The sequence below is a fragment of the Maribacter chungangensis genome, from assembly GCF_042676845.1.
Lineage (GTDB): Bacteria > Bacteroidota > Bacteroidia > Flavobacteriales > Flavobacteriaceae > Maribacter > Maribacter chungangensis.
The window spans coordinates 456,442-482,172 of sequence record NZ_JBHTHY010000003.1 but is presented as its reverse complement, the minus strand read 5'-3'; the positions used below and the strand labels follow the sequence as shown (position 1 = coordinate 482,172).

Below are 25,731 nucleotides of genomic sequence, written 5' to 3'. Positions count from 1 at the left end.
ACCACCTCTACATGAGATTAAGCCGCCAGGGAATCAATTAAAACTACAATATCTTAAAGGTATATACCCCAGAGCTGGTGGCGTTGCCTTGGGCATCCGTGGTAATTACACTCCAATAATAAACGGTATTGGACGCCACGGAAACCTTTAGTTGCAATGTGTTGGCTCCCAAGGTAGCTTTCAGGTCTTCCGGTGGGTTCTCGGTTGACAGATATACTTCAAAACTATCAATATCATTATCAAGATCGCTTGCGGACCAGGAAAGGATTGTTTCGTTATTGATATCCTTAAAAACACGTTGAGACATTCTTGGACTTATTATGTCCGCCGGAAATGGCACAAAAGAGGTGGTAGACCCTGAGTTATAAAAACTCCATACCTCACTGGAAACACTTTCTTGCACTTGGTTGTTTCTTGATCGTACCTGCCATGAAAACGGGGTCCCTTTTTCTATTGGAAGGTTTGCAGATGTTGCCGCCGTGCTAATGGTTTGCGTGCTGCCCGTATTTAGATTGGTTACCCTTAGCTCATAGGTCTGTACATTATCGGCCTCTTGCCACCTAAATGTTACCCGACTTGTAGTCGCGCCCAAAGATTGCCCCGTAGTACATTCCGAATTTTTATCCGGAAACACCAATTGCACCTGACCGGGAGGTTTAGGTTCCCGATTTTTCCTGCATCCTAAAGACAAGGTCAAAATAGCGCACAACAAGAGAATAGTCCGTGTCATTTCTTTATGATTTTAGCAGTTCCCTTTATTCCTTCTCCTTTAAACTTTACATAATATATCCCATTTGCCATTGAACCCAAATCTATTTGGGTGCCGGTAACATCTACATCCAGCATCATGCTTTTTACCAATCTACCATCTGCAGAAAATATCTGCATGGAAACATTTGCTCCTAGACCTCCAAAATAAACCCCAACAATATCCGTAAACGGATTTGGAACTATTAAGGGCTTGCTGGAACGTACAAATCGCTCTGTGTACGCTCCTTGACAGGGAATATCGGTATATACCTTTAGACTATTGATTCCTTTTTTTAGGTCTAAAACTATGCTTGATGCCCGCGTTTGAACAACTTGCCCGTTAAGTTCTATGTTATATACATCGGAACCGGCCAGACCAATGGTAAGTTTTGTACCGTCTTCCGATAATTTTGAGGTAACACCCAACGGGTCTGGTTCAGAGATGACCACCTGGGTGCAGAACTCCTCATAAACTATAGTACCATCCGTACCATTAATACAGATATCATAAGTACCGGAACTTAATTCGTCCAAGCTGAACATATTTGTAAAACCTTGGGTTTGATCAACTCCTGCGCCCGTTATCGTAACTTCGTACGCAAGGCCCACCTTTGGCGTAATTGTAATCACACCATCGTTGTTAGCCCTACAGGTTTCACTTTCAAGGCTGATATTAAAATTTTGGTTCGTAAACCTATATATGGGACATCCAGATGAATCCACCTCTTGTCCGGCGGGCGTATCCAAACACAGATCATCTCCATCATCAAAAACACCGTCATTATCCAAATCCGGTCTAAAATCCCCCTCAACGCAAATTTCCAATGAAAACGAATTTAACCTACCCCCATCGGATGCGGCATTATCCTTAATCTCAAGGGTCCACTCCCCTAGTATAGATTCTCCGTTAAAAGAGCCCAATGAGCCCAATGGCGCAACCGTTCCGCTTATTGCCGGGTTTCCACCGCAAACAAATTCCGGGGCATCATCATCAAAAACAGCATTTATATTTCTAGAGTCGTTACACGAGCTAGAGGCAAGCACTACCGTAGTGCCGGCGGGTGAGATCAGACTTATCTGTAAATCTGCCAAGAAACTGTGCTCTATATTCAAGGATACGTTAATATCCGCTATTGGCAAGTCCTCATAGAATACAATTTTTGAAGTAATGGTCGGCGTGCCTACAGGGGATATTTCTAATGGCACATCAAAAGCAGCTTGGGTATCACAATTAAAAACTATGGTGTTAAAACCAAATGGCAATCCAAAAACACCTTCACCACAACTATTCTTAGGTTTTACCCGCCAAAAGTAAGCCGCATTGTTCTCCAAGTTCGTTGGAATATAAAAGGGATTAGAAACACCTACGGCCTCCACAATATTGGTAAAAGCCATATCCGTAGCAATTTCAACATCATATTCCGTGTTTCTTTCATTACCCTCCCATGCCAAAACCACATCTGTAGAAACATCGGTAGCTCCGTTTAAAGGTGCAGTGTAAACCACATCTATAAAATCCGTATTGTAAACAGTAAGATTTAAGGTGATTTCTTTGGTTACGCTCGGCGATGTTGATACGATTTGTATAGGATAGGTGCCCACGGCCAAACTCCCCGTACCCGAAAAAGTTATGTTTACAGGAACCCTATCTGCAACGGCGGTCGTATCAGAAAATACGGCAGTCAATCCTGCAGGAAGTCCTGAGGCACTGAATACGCTTTCTTCTGCAAAGCCCAAGTAGGTTTCATAAGTAAAATCAACGACCAAATCGCCCGGTTGACATACCTCATAATCCAATTCTGTAAAGTTTAGCACCACCTCCGATGGTGTTATATTAAAATTTGTAGAATTAATAGCAAAAAAAATATTGTCGGAAGCTTTTACCATGAACCTGCCATTTGTAGTTGGCAGGCCGGGCACTACAATGTTGCGCACCCCGGTATTAGGAACATTTTCGGCAACGGTGACCGGAAAGGTCTGTCCGCCATCCGTAGATAAAAAAACATCTACCGTTTGGGCAGAAACAGGTGCCAAATGCGTGTCGGCGACCTCCCAAGTAAGGGTCTGTACCTCACCTGCCACGTAAGTCGCAAACGTATCTTGGGAGGTTACTTGGAACGGACCGGCATCATTGGTAACAAATACGGATACCTCATCAGAAATCAACTGTCCCCCGTTCAAAGCATTATCACGAACGGTAACCGCAAAATTCAGTTCCCGTTCTACCGATGGCACGGTCTCCCAAGCCTCGTTCAAGCCCGGTGCGGTTTGTGTTAGGTTTCCAGCTACTACACGGTCCAATCTTGGAAAATAACGAGTGGGCGAGGCATTGGGCGGAAGAGACCTGAACAAAGCACCTGTTGGGCTATTGGGCCCAAAAGTAGCTTGGGTTACTATTCCATTATCGGTTTGTTCCCAAGTGTATGACAATGCATCGCCAACATCTGTATCGGATGCATTTCCGGTAAGGACAAATGCCGTTCCTTTTGGAATAGTGAAATCGGCAACAGGAACCAGACTGGGCGGCATATTAATCAAGGGTATTGCTTCACCACAAGTAACGGTTTCCAAAAAATCCCGGATCTGTACAATACTTGTATAATGAAAATAAGGGTCGCTGTTCGGAGCTACATCGTTTGTTCCGGTGATACCGGCATATCCCATAATAGTAGTACCGCTACCAGGCTCTACTTGGGCCAGAGTTCCTTCGGAAATATGGGAAAATGTGTGATTTGCCCCAAATTGATGTCCCATTTCGTGGGCAACCAAGTCTATGGCAAAAGACTCTCCCTGGGGCGATGACAAGGTGCTATACGCACTGCCCTTTCTGCCAGTGCGACAAACGGCCCCTACAAAACCTGCATTGCCGTCCAAGGCATCGTCCTTTTGATTAAAAAGGTGCCCAATGTCATAATTTTCATCACCAATTACGGAATCCAGCGTATTCTGCGTCTGGGAACTTAAACTACCTGTAAAGGGATCAGTTTCGGCATCTAGGTAAATGACTTCATCCGTATTCCCTATTAACTCCAAAGTAACGGCGAAATCATTTTCAAAAACTTCATTGATCCTGGTAACCGTAGCATTTATAGCCGCTAAAGCATCAATTTTAGTGCCCCCATGAAAATTAGTGTATTCACCGGAGGCGGCTACGGCGAGTCTAAACTTTCGCAATACCTGATCGTTCACCAACCGGGCGGCCAAACCACTTCCCAGTGCCGATATTTGAGGCGATGTATTACAAACGAACGCTTCTTTAGCAGCACGATCTTTGGCATGGTACAGGACGTAGTTGCCTTTCTTTCCTTTCTCCATAAAAACAGAACCGCTTTTACCCACAGCCGACATCATACTATGGATTCCCTTGTGCGATACACTAAAGCGTATTCGTTTTCCGTCACCAAGGGTACTTCTGCCCTTATAAGATTTAATACCGGGGTATTTTTGTGCTAATTCTTCGGAAAACGTACTGGCCTCGATCACCTCAAAAGGAATCTGCGTCCCATTTTCGTCAGGAAAATAAACAACCCCGTTGCCTCTTCGGGACTTAGATCCGCCTACCAACTGGTTTTTAAAACGGGTTTCATCTAGGGTGTAGGAATTTACTTTTTGGATTCCGAACTCCTTTAAAATAGCCCGCTCTTGGGCCCGGGTCAAATCAGTATCTTTCCAATAATTGGTCTGTGCAGCTCCATAAAAGGATACAAATACCATGGTAATTGAAAAAACTAAGCGTAATTTTGTACTCATTGAGGGGCTTTTATCTCAGTTTCAAATATAGTTCTTTTATTTTCCATCATAAGTGAACACATTCCATAGCATTTCCGAATACAAAGCACTAGAACCTGTTGCCATTACCATAGGCACTTTTGATGGCGTACATATAGGTCACAGAAAAATACTTGAAAAAGTCATAAACCATGCCAAAGTAGCGCATCTAAAATCGGCGGTACTTACCTTTTTTCCACATCCTAGAATGGTGCTTCAAAAAGATACGGACATTAAATTATTGAACACCATAGCGGAAAAGGAGGCCATTCTTGCCAAAATGGGACTGGATGTTTTGGTCATTCACCCCTTTACGCGTGAATTTTCCAGACTAACGGCTACCGAATTCGTAAGGGACCTTTTAGTGAACAACCTAAAATCCAAAAAAATAATCATAGGGTATGACCACCGTTTTGGACGTAATCGCACCGCAAACATAACAGACCTCATTGCTTTTGGCAATGCCCTGGATTTTTCCGTAGAGGAAATACAGGCACAGGAAATAGAAGAGGTTTCGGTTAGCTCCACTAAAATAAGAAAGGCATTGGAAGAAGGAGACGTGGACACTGCCAACGCTTATTTAGGCTATGAATATATGCTCACGGGCACGGTTAAAAAAGGGAAAGGTTTGGGTAGACAACTTAACTTTCCAACGGCGAACCTTACCATTGACGAGCCCTACAAACTCATTCCCAAAACAGGAGCGTACGCTGTAAAAAGCAACATAAATGGAAAGGACGTCTACGGTATGATGAACATTGGCTACAACCCTACAGTGAATGGAAAATTCAAGACCATAGAAATCCATTTTTTTGATTTTAATGGCGACCTGTACGACCAAACGATTCAAATAGATTTGTTACAAAGGCTACGGGACGAAAAAAAATTCGGTTCCTTGGAGGCCCTAAAAGAACAATTAGCGAAAGATAAAGAAAGATCTCTTCGATTGATATCCCAATAATTATGTGGAACAGGTGGTTATTTCGGAAGATGGACAACAGCCCGTTGATCATCTTTCGGATATTTTTCGGATTCTTGGTCGCCTGTGAAAGTTTTGGTGCCATCGCAACAGGTTGGGTGCACAGAAATCTGATAGCTCCCCGTTTCACGTTTCCTTTTATTGATTTTGATTGGCTGCAACCCTTACCTGGTGTTGGAATGTACATCTACTTTGCTGTCATGGGGCTATTGGGTCTCTTCATAGCTTTAGGCTACAAATACAGATTCAGCATCATTTTGTTCACCATACTCTGGGCTGCGGTTTATCTTATGCAAAAGACGGCCTATAACAATCATTATTATTTATTGGTGCTAATTTCACTATTTATGTGTTTTGTTCCGGCGAACAAAAACTATTCCCTTGATACCAAAAAACATCAGGAAAAACAAACCGACGCTATGTACTCCTATGTGAAGTGGTTTATCGTTTTACAATTGTTTATCGTTTATGTATACGCATCGATTGCAAAACTATACGGAGATTGGCTGGATTTTAGTATGATTCGAATTTTAATGCAACCCGTGGCGGATTATCCTTTCATAGGCGAACCGTTGCAACAAGACTGGGCGCACAAAATTATAGGCACCACGGGTATTCTATTTGACCTATTGATTATTCCTGCACTACTCTGGAGGCGTACGCGCAAGACGGCTTTCTTTTTATCCATCTTTTTTCATTTGTTCAACGCCATTGTGTTTCAGATCGGTATTTTCCCTTTTCTATCGTTGGCGTTCAATGTCTTTTTCTTTGAGCCAAAAACGATACGGAAGCTATTTTTCAGAAAAAAAAAGGCCTATACCGCAAATGAACTTGTAATTCCAAAGTACAACAACACGCTATTGGCGGTAATGTCCATATATTTTAGCATACAACTACTACTCCCGGTACGGCACCATTTAATTGCAGATAATGTATTATGGACAGAAGAAGGGCATAGACTTAGCTGGCGAATGATGCTAAGGAGCAGGGCCGGAAAAGGACAGTTTAAGTTGGTTAACAATGACACCGGAAAAGAAACGATCATAAAGCCCGCAGAATTCTTAAACAGTAGCCAACAACGTAAAGTTTTTGCCTATCCGGACTTTGCATGGCAATTTGCAGGATATCTAGAAAAAGAATATTCTAAAAATGGAGAAGACATATCGGTATATCTAGAAAATTCTCAAGTTAGCATAAACGATAGGCCTTATGCACCTTTTATTGACTCAAGGACAGATTTGGCCAATACGCCATGGTTACGATTTACCCATCATGAGTGGATTTTACCATCACAATTGGAAGACAAATAACGGGTAGGCCTCTAAAACTTTAGAAACGAAACAGGTTTATCCATTGCCAACACCTTTTACCGAAAACCGTACCGTTCGTTGACAAAGCTGTAAGGGCATTCCAAAAGGATCTCGCAACATAACTATATGGGTTCCATCCTCCTTTTTTAGTTCTTCCACGAAAACAGCACCCTCTATTTCCAAGCGCTCCCTATCTTTTTGTGCATTCTCGGAAACAAAAGCCACATGAAATGTAAGCGGATGAGCTGTCCTGAAATCTGTAATCACGGCATCCGGCCTATGATAGAACTCTATTACCACTCTTCCGGTGGAATCTGCCAAAAAGCTCATATACGGAGGCTCTTTTTGTTGGGATGCGATGGTAAGTCCAAGATTGTCCGTATACCATTCCACTACTTTTTTAACATCTGTTACGTTTACTGCAAAATGTTCAAAAACCATAAGCTACCTGTTTGATCGTTATACAGAGCGAAGGTATCTATTTTAAATCGCAAGATTAGTTTAAATTTGCACACTTAAACAGCAAAACCATGTTACAGTTACAGGCTATTCGAGAGCAAAAGGAAGAAATGATCACGGCGCTCAAAAAAAGGAATATTGACGGCAGTGCGCTACTTGAAGATGTATTGAAATTAGATGAAAAAAGACGCACTACGCAAACACGTTTAGATTCCGTTTTAGCGGAGTCCAATTCGCTTTCCAAAGAAATAGGTATCCTGTACAAGTCCGGTAAAGGGAAAGAAGCTAATGTTCTTAAAGAAAAAACAGCGGCCTTAAAGGAAGAATCCAAGCAATTGACCGAAGAACTTGGCACCGCTACAGATGCTTTGCAAGCATTACTCTACCAAATTCCGAACGTACCACATAGTTCTGTTCCGGCAGGGAATTCAGAAGCGGATAACGAGGAAATTTTCACGGAGGGCGATATACCAAAACTACTAACGGATGCCCTACCCCACTGGGAACTGGCCAAAAAATATGACATTATAGATTTTGAGCTCGGCGTTAAAATTGCAGGAGCGGGATTTCCTGTTTATAAAGGCAAGGGAGCACGACTTCAGCGCGCACTAATTTCCTACTTCCTAGACAAGAACACTGCCGCCGGTTACACCGAAATACAAGTACCTCACTTAGTAAATGAACTTTCCGGTTATGGAACCGGACAGCTCCCTGACAAAGAGGGGCAAATGTACCATGTTACCGCAGACGACCTCTATCTGATACCAACCGCGGAAGTGCCCGTGACCAATATTTTCAGGGACCTTATCTTAAACGAAAGTGATTTTCCGGTAACCTATACCGGATATACACCATGTTTTAGAAGAGAGGCGGGAAGTTATGGCGCCCATGTTCGAGGTCTAAACCGCTTGCATCAATTCGACAAAGTAGAAATTGTACGGGTAGAACATCCAAGTAAATCTTACGAAGCCTTGGACGGGATGGTAGCGCATGTAAAGGACATTTTACGCGAACTAAAACTACCTTACAGAATACTGCGACTTTGCGGGGGCGATCTGGGCTTTACCGCAGCACTAACCTATGATTTTGAAGTGTTTTCTGCCGCTCAGGACCGTTGGCTGGAGATCAGCTCGGTCTCCAATTTTGAAACCTACCAGGCCAACCGTCTAAAATTGCGTTACAAGGATGAAAACGGAAAAAGCCAACTCGCACATACCCTAAACGGAAGTTCCTTGGCACTGCCCCGTGTTCTGGCAGGTATCCTAGAGAACTACCAAACTGCCGATGGCATTCAAATTCCGGAAGTTTTAGTTCCGTATTGCGGATTTGACGTGATAGATTAAGAATTTAATACATATTTTCCAATCAAGAAATAGTATGCCTAAGGGGTATGAAATGTATCATCCCTTAGGCTTAGTTTTTTCATCCTAGAACCCATGAAGCTATTCGCACCAAAGATCGAAACAAAAAAACTAACAAAAAAAGAACTTGCCTTATACCACAACTTAAACGCGGTTCCTTATGGGAACGCCCTGGCCACAAGTGTTAGCCAAAAACTGATAAAATCCAAAGACGCACATCATGGCCTTTACCACTCCCATCGCGATTATTGCGGCTTGGGTCTGTTTTATGAAAATGGATTGTTTACACTAGCAACGGTAAACGATGGCTATGGCCCCGATAGTACTGTTGCAAGTTTTGATTCACAAACCTACTTTATATCCTGGCTTGCCCACGAAAACGACCAAAGTATGTCGCTTTATGGGGAGAAATTCAATAACCAGACCATTACCAAGATACGACTGGAATGGTATCTAGAAGATAATTATTCACCGGTTTGGAATGCCTATTGCACTTATGTGCGTTCGTTTTAGTTGATTTATGGCACAATCGATTTTTAATTGAAAAAAACAAGAGCATATTTTTACCTTGTTTTACGACAATCAAAATAAATGGGCGTAACCCTCCTATTTCAACTAATTTTCTATGGTAAACTTCCCATTTCTTTAACACCTTCTTATCCCATTCTCCTTATCTTTGGGTATGCGTTTTTATCTTTTTCTAATTGTATTTTTTGCAGTGTGCAACACCATAGCTGCCCAAGAAGATTTCTTGGCCAAGCAATACTTTGACGATGGGGATTTTGAAAAAGCCGTTGTTTTTTATGAAAAACTAACGAAAAAAAATCCCAGAAGAACGGATTATCTTCAAGGTCTCGTGGCTTGCTACCAGCAGTTGGAACGTTACGAAGACGCCAAACATTTTTTAAAGGAACGCTTAGAGGACAAAAACGCGCATCCAACATTACTTGTGGAACTAGGTTATAATTTTACGCTCCAAGATTCTACGATACAGGCAAACACCTACTTTGACAAAGCATTGGATATAATAACCGAAAACCCTAATTATGGGTACGCCCTGGGCTACCAATTTCAAAAATATAGCTTGTTGGACAATGCGATTTCTGCCTATCAAAAAGCAATGGAACTCAACCCTAAAGCAGACTACAGCTTTCAACTGGCACGCATTTATGGGGAGCAGGGCAATGTAGATAAAATGTACCGTTCCTACCTCAACCTCATGCAGAACGGCAGAACTTCCAAATCAAATATCCTTAGAAGTATTGACGCTTTTGTAACGGCCGACCCGGAAAGTTATAATAACGTAACGCTAAAAACTATCTTGCTGGAAAACGTACAGAAAAATCCAGATGTAATATGGAACGAACTGTTGAGCTGGCTTTTTGTACAGCAGCAACAATACAGCAGTGCATTTAGGCAGGAGAAGGCCATCTACAAACGTATGGAGGACGGCAATACCCTGCGCTTGGAAAACTTGGGCAAACTTGCATTGGAAGAAAACGAGACCGATATTGCTCGCGACATTTTCGAATATATCGTTAAGGAATCCAACAATATGGTTACTGTGTTGGACGCGGAGCTAAACCTTATCGATATTGATTTACTGGACGCGAATAAAAATGAACTGGAAACCATCCAAAAAAAATACGAGGTATTGATCGAAACCAATGGATACAAGACCCAAACCTTGCAATTGCAAGTGGCCTACGCTAATTTTCTCACGTTTCGCAAAGATGATCCCGAGCCCGCCATTAACCTATTAAAAAATTCTTTGGAACTGCCGTTGAACCAAAGAGGTATGGCCTACATAAAATTAGCATTGGGGGATATTTTGGTGTACAACAGAAGATTTAACGAGGCATTGATTTACTTTTCCCAAGTACAGCAAAAATTAAAAAATGATATCCTGGGCCAGAATGCAAGATATAAAGTGGCCGAAACCAGTTTTTACAAGGGCGATTTTGAATGGGCCTTAACACAGCTGAAAGTCTTAAGAGGTTCCACATCGCAACTTATCGCCAACGATGCCATGCAGTTAAGCCTCTTAATTTCGGACAACTCGCTGGAAGACTCCACCCAAACAGCGCTTAAAAAATATGCAAGAGCAGATTTTTTAGCCTACCAGAACAAAACGCAGGAAGCTGTAGAAGCCTTAGAAGACATACTTCAAAACCACAAAGGGGAAAAAATAGAGGATGAAGCCCTGCTAAAACAGGCACAACTGTTCGAGTCCCAAAAAAAATATGAAGCAGCAGAATTGAACTACATAAAAATCATAGAATTTTATGGGAGCGGTATTTTAGCAGACGATGCCTATTTTGCCTTGGGCGAACTCTACAGGAAAATCCTGGACCAGCCGGATAGGGCAAAAGCACAGTACGAAAAAATCATTTACAATTACCAGGACAGTTACTATTTTCCACAGGCCCGCAAGAATTTTAGAATGTTACGCGGGGATGTTGTTAATTAGTGGATTGTCGGTAGGCGTTAGTCGGTAGTAAAAAATATGCAGCTGCAGTTTGCAGTAGCAGTAGGATGAGTGAATAGTAATTGGCAAAAAGTTTATAGCATGAAGTTCACTGAACGTCTTCGCGAAGAGGTACCACGAAGCGATCTGTTACTTTGGAACACCTATACAACAGATAGCACGGTCACCAAAAGGGTATCATTGACGAACCTGAAACAGACGAAACCTTAAATAACACCGAACCCATAAAAGATTTCCACTTTTAGGAAAACAACTAATTTCTAAACATGCTCATATACAACGTAACCACGAACATAGAAGAAAGTGCGGAAAAAGAATGGCTGCATTGGATGAAGGAAAAACATATTCCAGATGTATTGGATACCGGTAAGTTCCTTAGCGCAAAAATGACCAAGGTACTTGTGGAAGAGGATATGGGCGGTATCACCTATTCCGTCCAGTTCACGGCAGCGAACAAGGAAATGCTCCAAAAATATTACGACGAGGATGCTCCGAGATTACGCAAAGAAACCAACACCTTGTTCGCTGGCCGGTTCGTAGCTTTTAGGACGGAATTAGAGGTAGTGAACGAACAGCATGTCCTGCGCCCCAGTGCCACACATTTGCTATTTACCTACGGTACCTTACAGGAAGAAGCGGTACAGCTCGGTGTTTTTTCAAGATTATTGCACGGAAGCTGCGATACCTTGCCCAAGTATAAAATAGCATCAAAAAAAGTAGCCGATCGCTACCCCACCCTAGAGCACACAAAAAATGAGAAAGACCAAATAACAGGTCAAGTATATACCGTAAGTCCGGAAGAACTGAAACAAGTAGATGCCTACGAAGGAGCCGCTTACGAGCGTATACAAATCACATTGGTCTCCGGTAGGAAAGCATGGGCGTACCAAGCCAAGAACAGTTAGGAAGCAACCAACATCATGGGTAAAAAGAAAAAAAAGAAGGGCGAACCTTTCCGTAAAAAACACGAAGACAAAGGGCCGGTAAAAGCAAAAAAACACTTGGGCCAGCATTTTCTAAAGGACGAGGGTATCGCAAAACAGATTGCCGAAACCTTAAGCCTGGAACAGAGTACCAATGTCATAGAAATAGGTCCAGGAACCGGCGTGCTTACCAAGTACCTTTTATTACAGGAGATAGACCTTGTAGCGATGGATCTCGATGCGGACTCCATAATCTACCTTAACCATAGCTTTCCGTTAGAGCATCCAAAAGTCATGCAAGGAAAGGGATCCTTTAGGGTCATAGAAGCCGATTTTTTAAAATATGATCTGCATAGCCTTTTTAGCAATGAACAATTTGCCATCACAGGTAATTTTCCCTATAACATTTCTACCCAGATCGTTTTTAAAATGTTGGAAATGCGCCAGCACATCCCTGAATTTTCCGGTATGTTCCAAAAAGAAGTGGCACAGCGAATTTGCGCTCTCCACGGTAGTAAAACTTATGGTATTCTATCGGTCTTGGCGCAGGCTTTTTATGAGGCGGAATATTTGTTTACAGTGCATCCACAGGTATTTGATCCACCGCCCAAAGTACAATCCGGAGTCCTACGGCTTACCAGAAAAACGGATTTTGAACTGCACTGCGACGAAAAACTGTTCTATACCGTGGTGAAAACGGCTTTTAACCAACGTAGGAAAACACTTAGAAACAGTTTAAAGAGCCTTGATCTTTCAGATATTCTTAAAGAAGATACTATCTTTGACCAACGCCCAGAACAACTTGCCGTTGCCGATTTTATAGCACTTACCAAGAAGATAGCAGATGACACCCTTTAAACTCACCGATGAACTTGTAAACGAAATTGAGCAGCTCATTATATCTCAAGAAGATACAAAGCTCAATTCTCTGCTGGAAGATGTGCATTATGCAGATGTTGCAGAAATCATCAATGAACTTAACGAAAACGAAGCCACCTATCTTATAAAATTACTGGATAGCGATAAAACCTCCGATGTTCTTACCGAACTTAACGAAGATGTGCGGGAAGCCATTTTGGGGAATATGTCTTCCAAAGAGATTGCAGGGGAACTAGAGGAACTGGATACGGACGATGCCGCCGATATTATTGGAGAACTTCCCCAAGAAATTGTACAGCAGGTCATTTCCGAAATAGAGGACCGGGAACATGCCAAGGATATTGTAGACCTCTTACGTTATGATGAAAATTCCGCAGGCGGACTCATGGCAAAGGAACTTGTAAAAGTCCATGACAGTTGGAACGTCCTGGCCTGTGTAAAAGAAATGCGCGAACAAGCAGAAAACGTTACCCGCGTACATTCTATCTATGTAGTAAACGACGATGATATACTTATGGGCCGCCTATCCCTAAAGGATTTGCTAACCGCTAAGAACACCTCCAAAATAAAAGATGTATACATCCCTAAGGTAGACTCCGTAAACGTTAACGAGAAACCGGAGGAGGTTGCCAAGATCATGAGTAAATACGACCTGGAAGCCATTCCGGTAGTTGATGAAATTGGCAGATTGGTAGGGCGAATTACCATTGATGATATTGTAGATGTAATTCGTGAAGAAGCAGATAAAGACTACCAAATGGCCGCAGGTATCTCGCAAGATGTAGAAGCGGACGATAGTATATGGGAATTGACACGTGCACGCCTACCTTGGCTTATTTTAGGGCTCTTTGGCGGTGCAGGTGCGGCAGTTATCATGGGAGGTTTTGAGGAAATGTTCAGGCAATACACCATCCTCTTTTTGTTTACGCCTTTAATTGCGGCAATGGCCGGTAATGTAGGCGTGCAGTCCAGTGCGATCATCGTACAAGGTTTGGCAAATGATGATATTAAAGGAAGTATTGGGAGCAGGCTCGTAAAAGAAATGCTCTTGGCACTTCTCAACGGTGTAATTTTAGCTGCATTACTGTTGCTGTTTACATGGGTCTGGAAAGGAGATTTTCTCACGGCCTTGGCCATATCCCTTTCTCTAATTGCCGTTATCGTAGTTGCGGGCTTCATAGGCACCTTTACGCCACTCTTCTTGCACAAGAGAGGCATAGATCCGGCAATTGCCACAGGACCTTTTATCACCACCAGCAATGATATTTTTGGAATACTTATTTACTTTATGATCGCCAAGATGGTTTTGGGGATTTAGGGCATTCCGCACCAAAAAAGGTGCGGCCGGGCTATACGCACTACACGGTAGTTTGCTCCTATCCCTAATGCAAAAAAATACCGTACCTAGCAACTAAAATACACCAAAAGCGGTCTAACATAAAAAAAGAGTATGAAACCCATCAACCTTAAACAAAAACATTCCCAGTTCTCAAAGCAATGGCACCCACATCAAATCGCCACGGTAGACAACATGCAGGTGTTATTGGCTAAGGTACAGGGAGAATTCGTTTGGCATGCGCACGAAAACGAGGACGAGCTTTTTCAGGTCTTGAAAGGTACCTTGTACATGAAGTTCAGGGACCGTACAGAAGTGGTCAAGGAAGGCGAAATCATAGTCGTGCCCAAAGGCGTGGAACATTGCCCTGCTACACTAAATAATGAAGAAGTACATTTATTACTTTTTGAAAAACTGGACACCGCACATACCGGAGCGGTAAAGCATGAACTCACCCAAACCAACTACCCTAAAATCTAAGCCAGATGAAGGTATTACATGTAGATATAAACCACCCCTTGATTATTGAACAATTTAAAGCACTGGGGTTTACCAATGATGAGGACTACACGGCCACCAAAGCTGAAATAGAAGAAAAAATACACCGTTATGACGGACTCATCATCCGCAGTAGGTTTACGATAGACGAGTCCTTTCTTAGAAAAGCGACCCGGTTAAAGTTTATTGGCCGCTTGGGTGCCGGTCTTGAAAATATAGATACCCGTTTTGCCAAGGAACAGGGAATATTCTTGGCCGCCGCACCTGAAGGCAACAGAAACGCCGTTGGGGAGCACACCTTGGGAATGCTGCTATCCCTTTTCAACAAACTCAACAAAGCGGATCGAGAGGTACGTAATGGTACCTGGGACCGTGAAGGCAACAGAGGTCTAGAACTGGACGGAAAGACCGTAGGCATCATCGGGTATGGGAATATGGGCAAGGCCTTTGCCAAAAAACTACGGGGTTTTGATGTAGAGGTCATCTGTTATGACATCCAAGGTGGTGTAGAGGACGAAAACGCGCGACAGGTAGGGATTATGGAACTGCACCAACGAACGGAAATACTGAGTTTGCACGTACCACAAACCGAGGCCACCATAGGTATGATCAATACGGAATTCATAGACAAATTCCATCGTCCTTTTTGGATCTTGAACACGGCACGGGGCAAATGTATCCGAACGGAAGACCTTGTGGCCGCATTGCACTCCGGTAAAATTCTTGGCGCGGGCCTAGATGTGCTGGAATATGAAAAAACCTCTTTTGAAGATATGTTCAAAACAGCAACGGGCAATACCCAAATGCCCAGCGCTTTTCAAGAACTCCTAAAATTGGACAATGTACTGTTATCCCCACACGTAGCAGGGTGGACAGTGGAGAGCAAGAAAAAACTGGCGCAGACCGTGGTAGATAAAATCAAAAAGGAGTTTTGTTGAATCTCAAAGATTTCTTGAGGGAACGTTCTGCAACAGAAAGCACCAAATAGCCACTTGGCCTCAATCATCCACAGCAGTAAATACCATTTGCTTAAACTTCAAACTGGTTGCTCATGATACTGTTGACCGTAGTCCGGCTCAGTAATCGTACGCCTTTCAGTTCGCCTTTGCTAAGGCACATCTTTAAAAAAGTGGTGTAGTCGTTAGCGGTACTGGAGAATCCGGCGCAACCGAAAAAAAAGGTTTTAGCGCCTTTTAAGGGGTAATCGGGGTCGTAAAACGTAACCCGATACTTTACCCATTTGTTTCCTTCCTTACGCTGTCCAGCAACCAAGCGGTCCTGGTTTTCTTAAGAGGCAGAACCAAGGGGCTTCCATCCCCAAGGGTGCAAAAATCCTGGTTTTCAGAACATCATCAAAAGTCATTTCGGAAATCACTTCCACAAAATAGGCCGGCACGTCCAAACCCTCTATTAGGTTCGGCGATTGATTTATAGATGCCGTTTGCTCCAGGATATCTGTAAATACAGATAAGAAAAGCAGAAGGACTATTTTTTGTATCATAATTTCAATTGGTGATCGCTCTACAAATAGGGAACGTTTTATTTCTTAGTTTTTGCGTTAATTTCAAATAGTACGGAAGACATAGCATAATTTAAACCTATTTTCAGCTCCGCTATTAATCCCATGAAAGTTGGTGTGCTTCTTATGGATGTCTTATATTAGACCCTATTAATTACGTTATGACGTCTATTCTTTGAGCTTAAACCGCCTCCGGAATAACTTGAAATCTGATCAACAAACCAAACAACCTCTATTTTATGGATTTTTTAGCGATTTTATCTTTTGTAGGATTTACCACCTTGGTTGCCATTATAGCTTGGTATTCCACAAAATCAACGAACGAAAAATCATCCGACGGATACTTTTTGGGCGGGCGTAGTCTTACCGCGGGTGTTATTGCCGGCTCCCTATTATTAACCAACCTATCTACAGAACAAATCGTTGGACTTAATGGAGACGCCTACAGGGACGGAATTTTGGTCATGGCCTGGGAAACCTTAGCGGCTATCGCCATGGTTATCTGCGCCATATTTTTACTGCCCCGGTATTTAAAAGGGGGCATAAGCACCATACCTACTTATTTGGAACGTAGATTTGACACCACGACAAAAGCAATGACCTCGGGACTATTTTTAAGTGGTTATGCAATCGTTTTATTACCCATTGTGCTCTACTCAGGTTCCTTGGCCATCAGTGGCATGTTCGATCTACCCGGTAAGCTGGGTATTTCCGAGTGGGCATCTATTTGGCTCTGTGTTTGGACCATTGGTATCATTGGTGGTATTTATGCAATTTTTGGCGGACTAAAAGCGGTTGCGGTATCCGATAGCATCAATGCGATCGGTTTATTGTTGGGCGGACTCCTAATTCCTGTTTTCGGACTCTTGGCGATAAGCGACGACGGTAGTATTTTAGGAGGAATCACAAAATTAACCGCGGAGCATCCCGAGAAATTCAATGCCATCGGTTCCGAATCTTCCAGTATTCCCTTCCACACCATTTTCACGGGTATGGTGCTGGTACAGCTCTTTTACTGGGGTACCAACCAACAAATTATTCAACGTGCGCTTGGGGCAAAAAATCTCGTAGAAGGCCAAAAAGGACTTATGTTGGCCGCATTTTTTAAAATATTGGGACCCATTATTGTTGTGTTGCCAGGTATCATAGCCTATCACATGTTCGACGGACAGTTGGAACGGCCGGACCAGGCATACCCCAAATTAGTGGCCGAGGTTCTGCCCCCGGCTTTTGTAGGTTTCTTTGCAGCGGTACTTTTCGGGGCCATCTTAAGTTCCTTTAATAGCGCCTTGAATAGTTGTGTCACCTTGTTCGGTGTGGATATTTACAAACAATACATCAATAAGGAGGCCCCGGAGAGTTTGGTGGTACAAAAAGGGAAACAGTTCGGGATCGGCCTGGCCCTTTTCGCCATGGTACTTGCACCGTTTTTATACTATGCATCCAGCGGATTGTTCGGTTATTTACAACAGGTAAACGGGGCGTATAGCGTGCCTATCCTAGCAGCTATTGTCGTAGGGTTTTTGACCAAACGGGTACCCGCCATTGCGGCGAAAACGGGAATTGCCTTCGCTTTTATAGTCTATGTCGCCTACATCGTTCTATCGAGAGGTATTGGTGTAGAATGGCTACCGCACATGCTGGATGTGCAGGCGATTACCTTTGTATCTACCATTATTTTGATGTTGGTTATAGGAAAATTAAATCCAAGGGAAACAGACTATGTGCAGGATTATACCAAGGAGGTGGACATTACCGCTTGGAAATATGTAAAACCCGTGGGCCTTGTCATCACCTTGGTGGTTATTAGCACCTATATTATTTTTAGGTAACGAGCTTGATGTATTTTTAAGATCGATGCAAAAAAAAAGTAGGACTCAAAAAAAGATTTCCTGTGCCAACCGAAACGTATTGGCGTGGGCATCTACAATGGTTTTGATATCCGGGGAGTAGCCTCCGCCCATACTACATTGCACAGGGATTCCAAGCTTCTGGCAGGTTTCCAACACAAAGCGATCACGCTCTTTACAACCTTCGACCGTTAATCCCAAGGTGCCTAACTTGTCGGTCGCGATGACGTCTACGCCGCAGAGGTAAAAAATGAAATCAGGTTGTTCTTCCTGGATCAGTTTTGGGAGTGTATTTTTTAAGATGGACAGATATTCTTTATCCGATGTGCCTTTTTTCAGGGGAATATCCAAATCGGACCGTTCTTTCTTGAACGGATAATTGGACGCACCATGCATGGAAAAGGTAAAGACCGATGCATCATCCCTAAAAATCTCCGCGGTGCCGTTTCCTTGATGTACATCCAAATCTACGATGAGTATTTTTTTGGCTAGTTTTTGAACCTGTAGGTAGCGTGCGCCAATGGCTTGGTCGTTCAACATACAAAAGGCCTCGCCCCTATCCGTATACGCGTGGTGCGTGCCTCCTGCTATGTTCATCGCTACGCCATGTTGCAAAGCAAACTCACAGCCCTTCATAGTGCCATCGGCGATGATGCGCTCTCGTTCTACCAAATCTTCGGTCAGCGGAAAACCGATTTTCCGAGCTTCTTTTGGCGGAATCTTAATATTCAATAAATCATAAAAATACTCAGGGTCGTGTACCGCCACGATATATTTATCGTTGGGGATTTCAGGTTCAAAAAAATTATGTATTTCACAGGTCCCCTCGTACAGTAACTGTTTTGGCAAGAGTTCATACTTGAGCATCGGAAATCGATGGCCTTCCGGTAAGGGATGTTGGTAGATAGGATGAAAGGCAATTTTAAACATACTTTGGTTTCGTTTTAGTACTTGGTTTCTAGTGGCTTATTAATTATTCAGCAGCATTACATAGCCAACTTTTGGCGGTAGTATTTCTTGATTTGTCCGTTGGCAAAGAAAAAGGATGCAAAGATAACCACCGCTATCACAAAGAGTAAAATCCCAACAACCCCTTTATCCTGTGTCCAGAAATCCACTGGAGCAATATAGGACATGGCATCCCTCTGTTTTTTCCGTTCCGCTATTTTGGCGAGCTTCCGAACGTGTACGATCTCAAAACTTGGCGCTTTGTTATGTTGGGCCTTGTTCGTGTTGATAAGGGCCATATCCTGGGTGTCCATCGGCTTTTGATTCTTCGGCCTAAGGCAAAACAGATGGCGATCGCCACAATTTCGTAGGGCATTCATCCTATCCTCAGGCATATAGATAAACGGAATGGGTAAAAAATGGGACGCAAAGGCCACATCAGGTTGAAAGCGATCGCCATAACTTCTTATTTGCTGTTCCAAAGTGGCATTGTCCACACCCAACAAACTGGCCTTGGCCTTTTCTCGCGAAGCCTCGGATACGTCCGTACTTTTGGCAATGGCCCCAATGATCGCCATGCGATAGTCTTCCAAGATCTTGGCCGATGCCGGCTTGTGCCCCAGCAAAACGCCCGGTTGCACCTGAGATACGCGCATGATGATCTTATACTCTTCCACCGTAAGTAGGAACGGACGGTTGTTGTGGCCGAAACTGACATCAACATAGTCAAACGGTTCGGTGGGTCTCAACACCTGATGGCCATAGGTGCTATCTTCCGTAAAAAGGGGCAAACCGCGTTCCGCAAGCATTTCGGCATTAATGGCTTGCCCCAAATTCAATTCCGCTTCCAGGTGCATCACCGTGTTTTCAAGGGCTTGCACCTCTTTATTGTTGTTTTCCAGTTGAGTGGAAAGGTAAATGGACCCAAAAACGCCCACAATGGCAGCTACGAAAGCGAAGGCCAACCAAAAATGATGTCCCCTGACAAGCGGCAATCCCTGTCTTACATCTTCCTTAACGCTGAGCGGCCCACAGGAAAGAGCTTGGTATTGGTAGTCTTGAAAGCGGCTCATTTTTGTGCCTATGTTTCTTATTCGGTACAGATAGCTAAAGGCGGTATTGGAGGCATCTTTGCGCCTTACGGCCCACAAGGATAATTTTGGCAGCAGTTCTTCATCTTTGAATATGGGATAAATGTAGGGTTGCCAGTGCGGGGGTATTTGAAAGTGGGTATTGTTGAGTTTGTACACTTTTTCGGTATGGCCCACAGGGTCTATCTGAATTCCCAATTGTCCCGAAAGTTCTACCGCCTCCAAATGCTTTAGGGACAACCATATTTTTGTCCGTTTTGGGTAGCGTTTCCACGTTAAGGCGATAAAGCCCAAGGAGAGCAGTAAGGGAATTCCAAAGCGTACCAAACCGGATAGTAGGGGCGACGAAATCAATGTGCCCAGAAAAATCCCGATCAAGAGCCATAGGCCAAAAAGAATTGAAAATACAATGGCCAAATAGGAAACATAGTCGAGCAAAGCCAATATCCGAACCCAGTTGGATTTTCTAACGTAGCGCATTTCCTCTAGGGTAAGCGGGCGTGTTTGCCCTACCTCGACTTCTACCGTGGTTGTGAAAACAGAAAAGCTATCCCTTGTTTTTTCGTGTTTTGGGGTTTTGGTCATTGGGTGGTGTAGGTTTACTTATTTCTATGTTCCGATAAAATGGGATGCTGTAGTTTTTATAAAAATGCGCAAACCTGAGGTTAATTCTAAAATTTAGAAGTTGTAATAACATAAGTTATTTTATCACAGCCATGAATCGTTAACCTCAGAAAAATTTATTTCAAAATTCAGTTTGTATTCGGTTTTAAGCAATGAGAGCATTTTTTTGAATTCAGGTTTTGAGTTTGGCGAGATGTAAATATTCTTAACAAGTTCATTTAAATCTACTTCTACTAATTTACTTTCATGCTCTTCGTCATGTCTGCAAGAGGTTATACAACGTAGTTCTTTCTCAGAACTATAATAATTAAGTTTTACCAGAAAAGGATAGTACAAATTGTTGGTTGGGTATCGAAAATTTTCTTCATCAAAATAACTGACTTCTCCAATGTAAATATCTCTTTCAGTTTTATTGAAACAACTAATAAGAGAAACGAAGTCTGTCTTAATTGCAATTCCCATTTTGTCCTTAGCATACATTTTCCACATCGCAAAAGATTCCTTCTCGTCGTAAGTCCATGAAGAAATTAATGTCTCTTTTCTTAAATGTGATTCTAAATAATCATTTGTGTCTTGGTTGTTAGTATTCCCATTTTCTTTATCCTCTGCAATCATCAGTTCGTAAACAATCTTTGGGATGCGACCTTCATAGTTGTCTCCTAAATTTTCAGCATTTGAAAAATACAATGAACTAGTTTCAAGAAGATTTAAAAATTTCCAAAAATCCATATATCTCCAAATAGGCTTATGAAGAGATTCTTTAATTATAAAAGTTGGATGGTCTTTGTTGTACATAACTTATGTTATTACAAATATAATCGTAATTACTCTGACATAAAAAGTAGCGCGGCCAATCAAAACCAAAGAAGATGTATGCTATAAAATACCAACCAACTACACTACCTTTGTGGTCATGCATAATGTCATCACAAAAGATATAGCCCATTGCCAGCAATTGTTAAAAGACAACCAATTGGTGGCCGTCCCCACAGAAACGGTGTACGGACTGGCAGCGAATGCTTTTGATACGGATGCCGTGAACCAAATTTTTGAAATGAAAGGTCGGCCGCATTTTAATCCTTTGATCGTTCATATTCATGACACCGGTCAATTAAAGGACTTGGCAAAAGACATTCCGGAGGAGGCCCTAAAATTGGCAAAAGCCTTTTGGCCCGGTTCCCTAACGTTGATTTTACCCAAACAAGCCACTGTTCCTGATATCATAACAGCAGGTAAGCCTACTGTGGGCGTTCGGATGCCGAACCACCCCATGACTTTGGAATTATTAAAGGGATTACCTTTTCCTTTGGCGGCTCCAAGCGCAAATCCCTTTACACGTGTGAGTCCAACTTCAGCGGAACATGTAGCAAATTATTTTGGTACTCGCATCCCTGCAATCTTGGATGGCGGGCCTTGCCAAGTAGGGTTGGAATCTACCATTGTCGGTTTTGACGGGAATACTCCCGTGGTGTATCGCAAAGGCGGAATTTCAATTGAATCCATAGAAAACGTGGTCGGCAAGGTAACCGTGCTGACCGAAAACGACACCGCACCCCAAGCGCCCGGGATGCTGTTAAAACATTACTCCCCAAGCACCCCGTTGATCATAAGTGATGACATTCAACAAAGTCTTATTACCCATAACAATAAGCGTATTGGCGTACTATCCTTTTATTCCGACGATTTTTCGGGCGCGGAAATTATTAAAGTATTATCACCGTCTAAAAATCTTGACGAAGTCGCACGAGTGCTTTTTGCTACCTTACATGAACTCGACACCCTACATCTCGATTTGATTATTGCGGAACGCTTCCCTGAAGAAGGTCTGGGAAGTAGCATTAATGACCGTTTGCGCAGGGCGCAGAATTAACCACGTTTAATTTATTTCATCGATGACCTTGGTTTCGAAAAAAACGATAAGCTGATCTGCAGTAAAGTATTCATCTTCACAGGTGTAAAGAACATCTGAAAGGTACAACTCGGTCTCATTATTTTCGTTTTCCAAAAAAGTGAATGAGTATTCGAATAAGCCCGTGCACGACTCAACTTGAAAAGTAATGATTCCAAAGGTTTGATTGTTTTCGTTCGTTAAATCTTCCAGGTATTCGGCAGATGTAAGTGCCTCAAATTTCGCACGAACCGTATCTATGCCGTATGGCAGTATATAGCTTTTGTCCAATGGTATGAATTCATTTACTTGGTCATCCACCCGACTAGTGGCGGTGAATGCAAAAACAGCAATTCCTAAAGCTAGTACTTTAGAAATTTTTAAACTGGATAAAACGTATGCTTTTTTGGCATACATGCAGGCTAACGGGAGAACGCTCAAAGCGAAAAGATCGGTATGGTCAACAACTCTTGCAATTGTGAAGGGTGCGTAGGTATTCCATAACCCAATAAACGAACCGCTTATAGGAGATTTCCATAGTATAAACAATAGACCTATAATGAATACTATTGGTTTTTGCGCTTTCTTAGAAAAGGATAAAAAGAAAAGAGAAAACGCAAACAGACCTGCAAAATCGGATAGTTTTCCTGTAAACCAGTTGTGCAACTCAGCCTTTAGGTAAAAATCGTTCAGGAACAACAACGAAATACCGATAACAAAACCTGGGGATGTTAATAAATTTAATTTTGTGTGGCGCATCCGTTTAAAGTATTTTCAGTTTTCTGTTTTAAAACAACTATGCCGGAGTAAACCCTACTTACTGTTGTGGGATGTTACGTTTCAATTCGATAAAAAAATTTCTTGTCTAATAGGATACAAAAAGGCTGAAGCAATTAAAATTAACCTTTAGCGAACAACCCTAAATCTTATGCATCGCCAATTGAATACGTTTCCGTGGAATATCCACAGATAATACCTTTACGATAATCTGTTGGTGCAAATGCACATGTGCGTTCACATCTTTTACGAAGGTGTTGGACAGGTTGGATACATGGATCAGCCCGCTTTCCTTGATACCGATATCTACAAAACAGCCAAAGTTGGTGATATTGTTTACGATTCCCGGTAATAATTGCCCCTCCCTAAGGTCTTCTATGGAACGTATATTTTGGTCAAAGGTGAATACCTTGGCTTTTTCGCGCCGGTCCAATCCCGGCTTTTCGAGTTCTTCCAAAATATCTTTTAATGTCGGAAGGCCCACGTCATCCGTACAATAATTTTTCAACTCTATTTCTTGTAGCAAGGTTTTGTTTCCGATCAGATCCAGCACCTTGGTTTTTTTATCTTTCGCCATTTGCTGTACTACGGCGTAGCGCTCGGGATGCACTGCGGAATCGTCCAAGGGATTTTCCCCGTCTTTGATACGAAGGAATCCCGCACCCTGTTCATAGGCCTTACCCCCCAAACGGGCGACTTTCTTAATTTCGTTCCGTGATGCAAAAGCCCCATGTTCACTCCTATGGTTCACAATATTCTCCGCCAATTTTGGGCCAATTCCACTTACATAACTCAATAATGGAACACTGGCGGTATTGATGTTTACACCCACCGAGTTTACACAGCTCTCTACCACACGGTCCAACGCCGTCTTTAATTTGGTTTGATTTACATCGTGTTGGTACTGTCCCACCCCAATGGACTTTGGGTCTATTTTTACCAATTCCGCAAGAGGGTCGGCCAAACGCCTTCCAATTGAAACCGCGCCCCTTACCGTTACATCATAATTGGGAAACTCATCCCTGGCAATTTTAGAGGCGGAATAAATGGATGCCCCGGCCTCGCTCACCACAAAGACTTCGATCGGGTCTCTAAACTGTACCTTTTTGACCAAGCGTTCGGTTTCCCTGGATGCCGTGCCGTTGCCAATGGCGATGGCTTCTATTCTATAGGCATTGGCCAGGGAACTCAATTTTTTTATCGCCCCGGAAACATCATTCTGCGGTGCATGGGGATAAATGGTTTCATTATGTACCAAATTGCCCTGGGCATCCAAACAGACCACCTTACAACCTGTACGAAAGCCCGGGTCAATAGCCAATATGGTTTTCTCCCCTAGCGGTGCCCCTAATAACAATTGCCTTAAGTTCTTGGCGAAGACCCCAATAGCTTCCTCATCTGCCTTTTCTTTGGCACTTTTTACCAATTCGTTGCTCAACGAAGGGAACAAAAGCCTTTTATAGGCATCTGCAATCGCCATTTGAATCTGGGACGCGCACTCGGTATTCGGGTTTTTAATGATGCGTTGTTCTATTCGTTGCAAGGCACGTTCATCGTCAATCTCAATTTTAATACGGATGAATTTTTCCGATTCCGCACGGGAAATAGCTAAAAATCGATGCGATGGACAACGATTCAAAGCCTCGCTCCAATCAAAATAATCGCGGTATTTCTGTGCTTTTTCCTCGTCCTTTTGCTTGGCTATTACTTTGGTGGTAATCTGGGCGAATCGTTCTAACTGACTACGCAGCTGGTTTCTAATATCGGTACGTTCGTTGATCCATTCCGAAATAATATGCCGGGCACCTTCCAGCGCTTCATCCTCGTTCCGTACATCTTTGTTCACGTACTTGCCAGCCAAATATTCGATATCCTCCGAACGCTGCGCCATGATGATCTTGGCCAAGGGTTCCAGTCCGTTTTTACGCGCTACTTCTGCTTTTGTCTTTTTACTTTTCTTAAAGGGTAGATACAAGTCTTCCAATTGAATCAAGTCGGTGGCCGATTCGAATTTAGTCTTGAGTTCCAGTGTCAAGGCATCCTGTTCGTCTACCGCCTTGATGATCGCTTTTTTGCGTTTTTCCAAGGCTTCAAACTGCTCTTTAAACTGCACGATGGCCCCGATCTGAACTTCATCTAAATTACCCGTACGTTCCTTTCGGTACCGGGAAATAAAAGGCACCGTACAATCTTCATTGAGTAGGGCTACGGTATTTTGGATGCTCTTTTCAGGGAGTTGGGTGTGTTTGGTAATAAAAGATATAAGGTTCATGGCTGGTGATA

Annotated in this window: 22 protein-coding genes; 12 read left to right on the top strand and 10 right to left on the bottom strand. The window is 42.9% G+C overall.

Annotated elements, in window-relative coordinates:
* Positions 1-43 precede the first annotated feature (43 nt).
* Together ACFQZJ_RS02040 and ACFQZJ_RS02035 are read right to left on the bottom strand one after the other, a co-directional pair.
* Complete coding sequence (locus ACFQZJ_RS02040; protein WP_379931916.1) at positions 44-730, bottom strand: hypothetical protein; 687 nt, start codon at positions 728-730, stop codon at positions 44-46.
* Entirely contained in the window at positions 727-4,500 is a 3,774-nt protein-coding gene (locus ACFQZJ_RS02035; RefSeq protein ID WP_379931915.1) for a reprolysin-like metallopeptidase, read from the bottom strand. Before ACFQZJ_RS02035 ends, ACFQZJ_RS02040 begins: the two co-directional genes overlap by 4 nt.
* 52 nt (positions 4,501-4,552) lie before the next feature.
* Between ACFQZJ_RS02035 and ACFQZJ_RS02030 the strand changes: the two genes are divergently transcribed.
* On the top strand, positions 4,553-5,479 hold the full coding sequence (locus ACFQZJ_RS02030) for a bifunctional riboflavin kinase/FAD synthetase (protein WP_379931914.1): 927 nt from the start codon (positions 4,553-4,555) through the stop codon (positions 5,477-5,479).
* 29 nt (positions 5,480-5,508) lie between these two features.
* Positions 5,509-6,807, top strand: a complete 1,299-nt coding sequence (locus tag ACFQZJ_RS02025) for an HTTM domain-containing protein (RefSeq protein ID WP_379931912.1) — start codon at positions 5,509-5,511, stop codon at positions 6,805-6,807.
* A 36-nt stretch (positions 6,808-6,843) separates the two neighbouring features.
* Here the strand turns inward: ACFQZJ_RS02025 and ACFQZJ_RS02020 are convergent, their stop codons facing one another.
* Positions 6,844-7,248 (bottom strand): VOC family protein, encoded by a 405-nt coding sequence (locus ACFQZJ_RS02020; RefSeq protein WP_379931910.1) that lies wholly within the window; start codon positions 7,246-7,248, stop codon positions 6,844-6,846.
* An 89-nt stretch (positions 7,249-7,337) separates the two neighbouring features.
* Here ACFQZJ_RS02020 and serS point away from each other — a divergent pair, with 89 nt between their 5' ends.
* From serS to ACFQZJ_RS01980, 8 genes are all read left to right on the top strand, one after another.
* The gene (gene serS, locus ACFQZJ_RS02015; protein WP_379931908.1) at positions 7,338-8,609 is read left to right on the top strand and encodes a serine--tRNA ligase; all 1,272 of its coding nucleotides are present in this window, start codon (positions 7,338-7,340) and stop codon (positions 8,607-8,609) included.
* A gap of 93 nt (positions 8,610-8,702) precedes the next feature.
* Positions 8,703-9,140, top strand: coding sequence for a hypothetical protein (locus ACFQZJ_RS02010; RefSeq protein WP_379931907.1), 438 nt, complete (start codon positions 8,703-8,705; stop codon positions 9,138-9,140).
* A gap of 169 nt (positions 9,141-9,309) precedes the next feature.
* Complete coding sequence (locus tag ACFQZJ_RS02005) at positions 9,310-11,097, top strand: tetratricopeptide repeat protein (RefSeq protein WP_379931906.1); 1,788 nt, start codon at positions 9,310-9,312, stop codon at positions 11,095-11,097.
* A 284-nt stretch (positions 11,098-11,381) separates the two neighbouring features.
* Positions 11,382-12,020 carry a DUF4286 family protein gene (locus ACFQZJ_RS02000; protein ID WP_379931905.1) on the top strand — a complete coding sequence of 213 codons (639 nt, stop codon included), beginning with the start codon at positions 11,382-11,384 and terminating at the stop codon, positions 12,018-12,020.
* Between the two features lie 15 nt (positions 12,021-12,035).
* Positions 12,036-12,896: a 16S rRNA (adenine(1518)-N(6)/adenine(1519)-N(6))-dimethyltransferase RsmA gene (gene rsmA, locus ACFQZJ_RS01995; protein WP_379931904.1), complete on the top strand. Its 861-nt coding sequence runs from the start codon at positions 12,036-12,038 to the stop codon at positions 12,894-12,896.
* Positions 12,883-14,235: a magnesium transporter gene (gene mgtE / locus ACFQZJ_RS01990; protein ID WP_379931902.1), complete on the top strand. Its 1,353-nt coding sequence runs from the start codon at positions 12,883-12,885 to the stop codon at positions 14,233-14,235. The genes rsmA and mgtE overlap by 14 nt, the downstream gene beginning before the upstream one ends.
* A 132-nt stretch (positions 14,236-14,367) precedes the next feature.
* Positions 14,368-14,733, top strand: a complete 366-nt coding sequence (locus ACFQZJ_RS01985; RefSeq protein WP_379931901.1) for a cupin domain-containing protein — start codon at positions 14,368-14,370, stop codon at positions 14,731-14,733.
* A 5-nt stretch (positions 14,734-14,738) separates the two neighbouring features.
* Complete coding sequence (locus ACFQZJ_RS01980) at positions 14,739-15,689, top strand: 2-hydroxyacid dehydrogenase (protein ID WP_379931900.1); 951 nt, start codon at positions 14,739-14,741, stop codon at positions 15,687-15,689.
* Between the two features lie 91 nt (positions 15,690-15,780).
* Here ACFQZJ_RS01980 and ACFQZJ_RS01975 read toward each other — a convergent pair whose 3' ends face one another.
* On the bottom strand, positions 15,781-16,023 hold the full coding sequence (locus ACFQZJ_RS01975; protein WP_379931899.1) for a hypothetical protein: 243 nt from the start codon (positions 16,021-16,023) through the stop codon (positions 15,781-15,783).
* Positions 16,004-16,252 (bottom strand): hypothetical protein, encoded by a 249-nt coding sequence (locus ACFQZJ_RS01970; RefSeq protein ID WP_379931898.1) that lies wholly within the window; start codon positions 16,250-16,252, stop codon positions 16,004-16,006. The genes ACFQZJ_RS01975 and ACFQZJ_RS01970 overlap by 20 nt, the downstream gene beginning before the upstream one ends.
* 257 nt (positions 16,253-16,509) lie before the next feature.
* Here ACFQZJ_RS01970 and ACFQZJ_RS01965 point away from each other — a divergent pair, with 257 nt between their 5' ends.
* Positions 16,510-18,102 carry a solute:sodium symporter family transporter gene (locus ACFQZJ_RS01965; RefSeq protein WP_379931896.1) on the top strand — a complete coding sequence of 531 codons (1,593 nt, stop codon included), beginning with the start codon at positions 16,510-16,512 and terminating at the stop codon, positions 18,100-18,102.
* 45 nt (positions 18,103-18,147) lie between these two features.
* Here the strand turns inward: ACFQZJ_RS01965 and ACFQZJ_RS01960 are convergent, their stop codons facing one another.
* The 3 genes from ACFQZJ_RS01960 to ACFQZJ_RS01950 form a co-directional block, all read right to left on the bottom strand.
* On the bottom strand, positions 18,148-19,050 hold the full coding sequence (locus tag ACFQZJ_RS01960; protein WP_379931895.1) for a histone deacetylase family protein: 903 nt from the start codon (positions 19,048-19,050) through the stop codon (positions 18,148-18,150).
* A gap of 56 nt (positions 19,051-19,106) precedes the next feature.
* On the bottom strand, positions 19,107-20,744 hold the full coding sequence (locus ACFQZJ_RS01955; protein WP_379931894.1) for a hypothetical protein: 1,638 nt from the start codon (positions 20,742-20,744) through the stop codon (positions 19,107-19,109).
* Positions 20,745-20,867: 123 nt separating this feature from the next.
* A complete protein-coding gene (locus ACFQZJ_RS01950) occupies positions 20,868-21,578 on the bottom strand; it encodes a hypothetical protein (RefSeq protein WP_379931893.1) in 711 nt (236 codons plus the stop codon).
* A gap of 118 nt (positions 21,579-21,696) precedes the next feature.
* On the opposite strand from ACFQZJ_RS01950, the gene ACFQZJ_RS01945 reads away from it, so the two are divergent.
* Positions 21,697-22,653, top strand: a complete 957-nt coding sequence (locus tag ACFQZJ_RS01945) for an L-threonylcarbamoyladenylate synthase (RefSeq protein ID WP_379931892.1) — start codon at positions 21,697-21,699, stop codon at positions 22,651-22,653.
* A 6-nt stretch (positions 22,654-22,659) separates the two neighbouring features.
* Here the strand turns inward: ACFQZJ_RS01945 and ACFQZJ_RS01940 are convergent, their stop codons facing one another.
* Positions 22,660-23,430, bottom strand: a complete 771-nt coding sequence (locus tag ACFQZJ_RS01940; protein ID WP_379931891.1) for a hypothetical protein — start codon at positions 23,428-23,430, stop codon at positions 22,660-22,662.
* 160 nt (positions 23,431-23,590) lie between these two features.
* Positions 23,591-25,720 (bottom strand): Tex family protein, encoded by a 2,130-nt coding sequence (locus ACFQZJ_RS01935; RefSeq protein ID WP_379931890.1) that lies wholly within the window; start codon positions 25,718-25,720, stop codon positions 23,591-23,593.
* Positions 25,721-25,731: the final 11 nt, after the last annotated feature.

Bases quoted from the DNA above. Each gene is read 5' to 3' on its own strand.
- ACFQZJ_RS02040 (WP_379931916.1), bottom strand. From the start codon at position 730: ATGACACGGACTATTCTCTTGTTGTGCGCTATTTTGACCTTGTCTTTA.
- ACFQZJ_RS02035 (WP_379931915.1), bottom strand. From the start codon at position 4,500: ATGAGTACAAAATTACGCTTAGTTTTTTCAATTACCATGGTATTTGTA.
- ACFQZJ_RS02025 (WP_379931912.1), top strand. From the start codon at position 5,509: ATGGACAACAGCCCGTTGATCATCTTTCGGATATTTTTCGGATTCTTG.
- ACFQZJ_RS02020 (WP_379931910.1), bottom strand. From the start codon at position 7,248: ATGGTTTTTGAACATTTTGCAGTAAACGTAACAGATGTTAAAAAAGTA.
- serS (WP_379931908.1), top strand. From the start codon at position 7,338: ATGTTACAGTTACAGGCTATTCGAGAGCAAAAGGAAGAAATGATCACG.
- ACFQZJ_RS02010 (WP_379931907.1), top strand. From the start codon at position 8,703: ATGAAGCTATTCGCACCAAAGATCGAAACAAAAAAACTAACAAAAAAA.
- ACFQZJ_RS02005 (WP_379931906.1), top strand. From the start codon at position 9,310: ATGCGTTTTTATCTTTTTCTAATTGTATTTTTTGCAGTGTGCAACACC.
- ACFQZJ_RS02000 (WP_379931905.1), top strand. From the start codon at position 11,382: ATGCTCATATACAACGTAACCACGAACATAGAAGAAAGTGCGGAAAAA.
- rsmA (WP_379931904.1), top strand. From the start codon at position 12,036: ATGGGTAAAAAGAAAAAAAAGAAGGGCGAACCTTTCCGTAAAAAACAC.
- mgtE (WP_379931902.1), top strand. From the start codon at position 12,883: ATGACACCCTTTAAACTCACCGATGAACTTGTAAACGAAATTGAGCAG.
- ACFQZJ_RS01985 (WP_379931901.1), top strand. From the start codon at position 14,368: ATGAAACCCATCAACCTTAAACAAAAACATTCCCAGTTCTCAAAGCAA.
- ACFQZJ_RS01980 (WP_379931900.1), top strand. From the start codon at position 14,739: ATGAAGGTATTACATGTAGATATAAACCACCCCTTGATTATTGAACAA.
- ACFQZJ_RS01970 (WP_379931898.1), bottom strand. From the start codon at position 16,252: ATGATACAAAAAATAGTCCTTCTGCTTTTCTTATCTGTATTTACAGAT.
- ACFQZJ_RS01965 (WP_379931896.1), top strand. From the start codon at position 16,510: ATGGATTTTTTAGCGATTTTATCTTTTGTAGGATTTACCACCTTGGTT.
- ACFQZJ_RS01960 (WP_379931895.1), bottom strand. From the start codon at position 19,050: ATGTTTAAAATTGCCTTTCATCCTATCTACCAACATCCCTTACCGGAA.
- ACFQZJ_RS01955 (WP_379931894.1), bottom strand. From the start codon at position 20,744: ATGACCAAAACCCCAAAACACGAAAAAACAAGGGATAGCTTTTCTGTT.
- ACFQZJ_RS01950 (WP_379931893.1), bottom strand. From the start codon at position 21,578: ATGTACAACAAAGACCATCCAACTTTTATAATTAAAGAATCTCTTCAT.
- ACFQZJ_RS01945 (WP_379931892.1), top strand. From the start codon at position 21,697: ATGCATAATGTCATCACAAAAGATATAGCCCATTGCCAGCAATTGTTA.
- ACFQZJ_RS01940 (WP_379931891.1), bottom strand. From the start codon at position 23,430: ATGCGCCACACAAAATTAAATTTATTAACATCCCCAGGTTTTGTTATC.
- ACFQZJ_RS01935 (WP_379931890.1), bottom strand. From the start codon at position 25,720: ATGAACCTTATATCTTTTATTACCAAACACACCCAACTCCCTGAAAAG.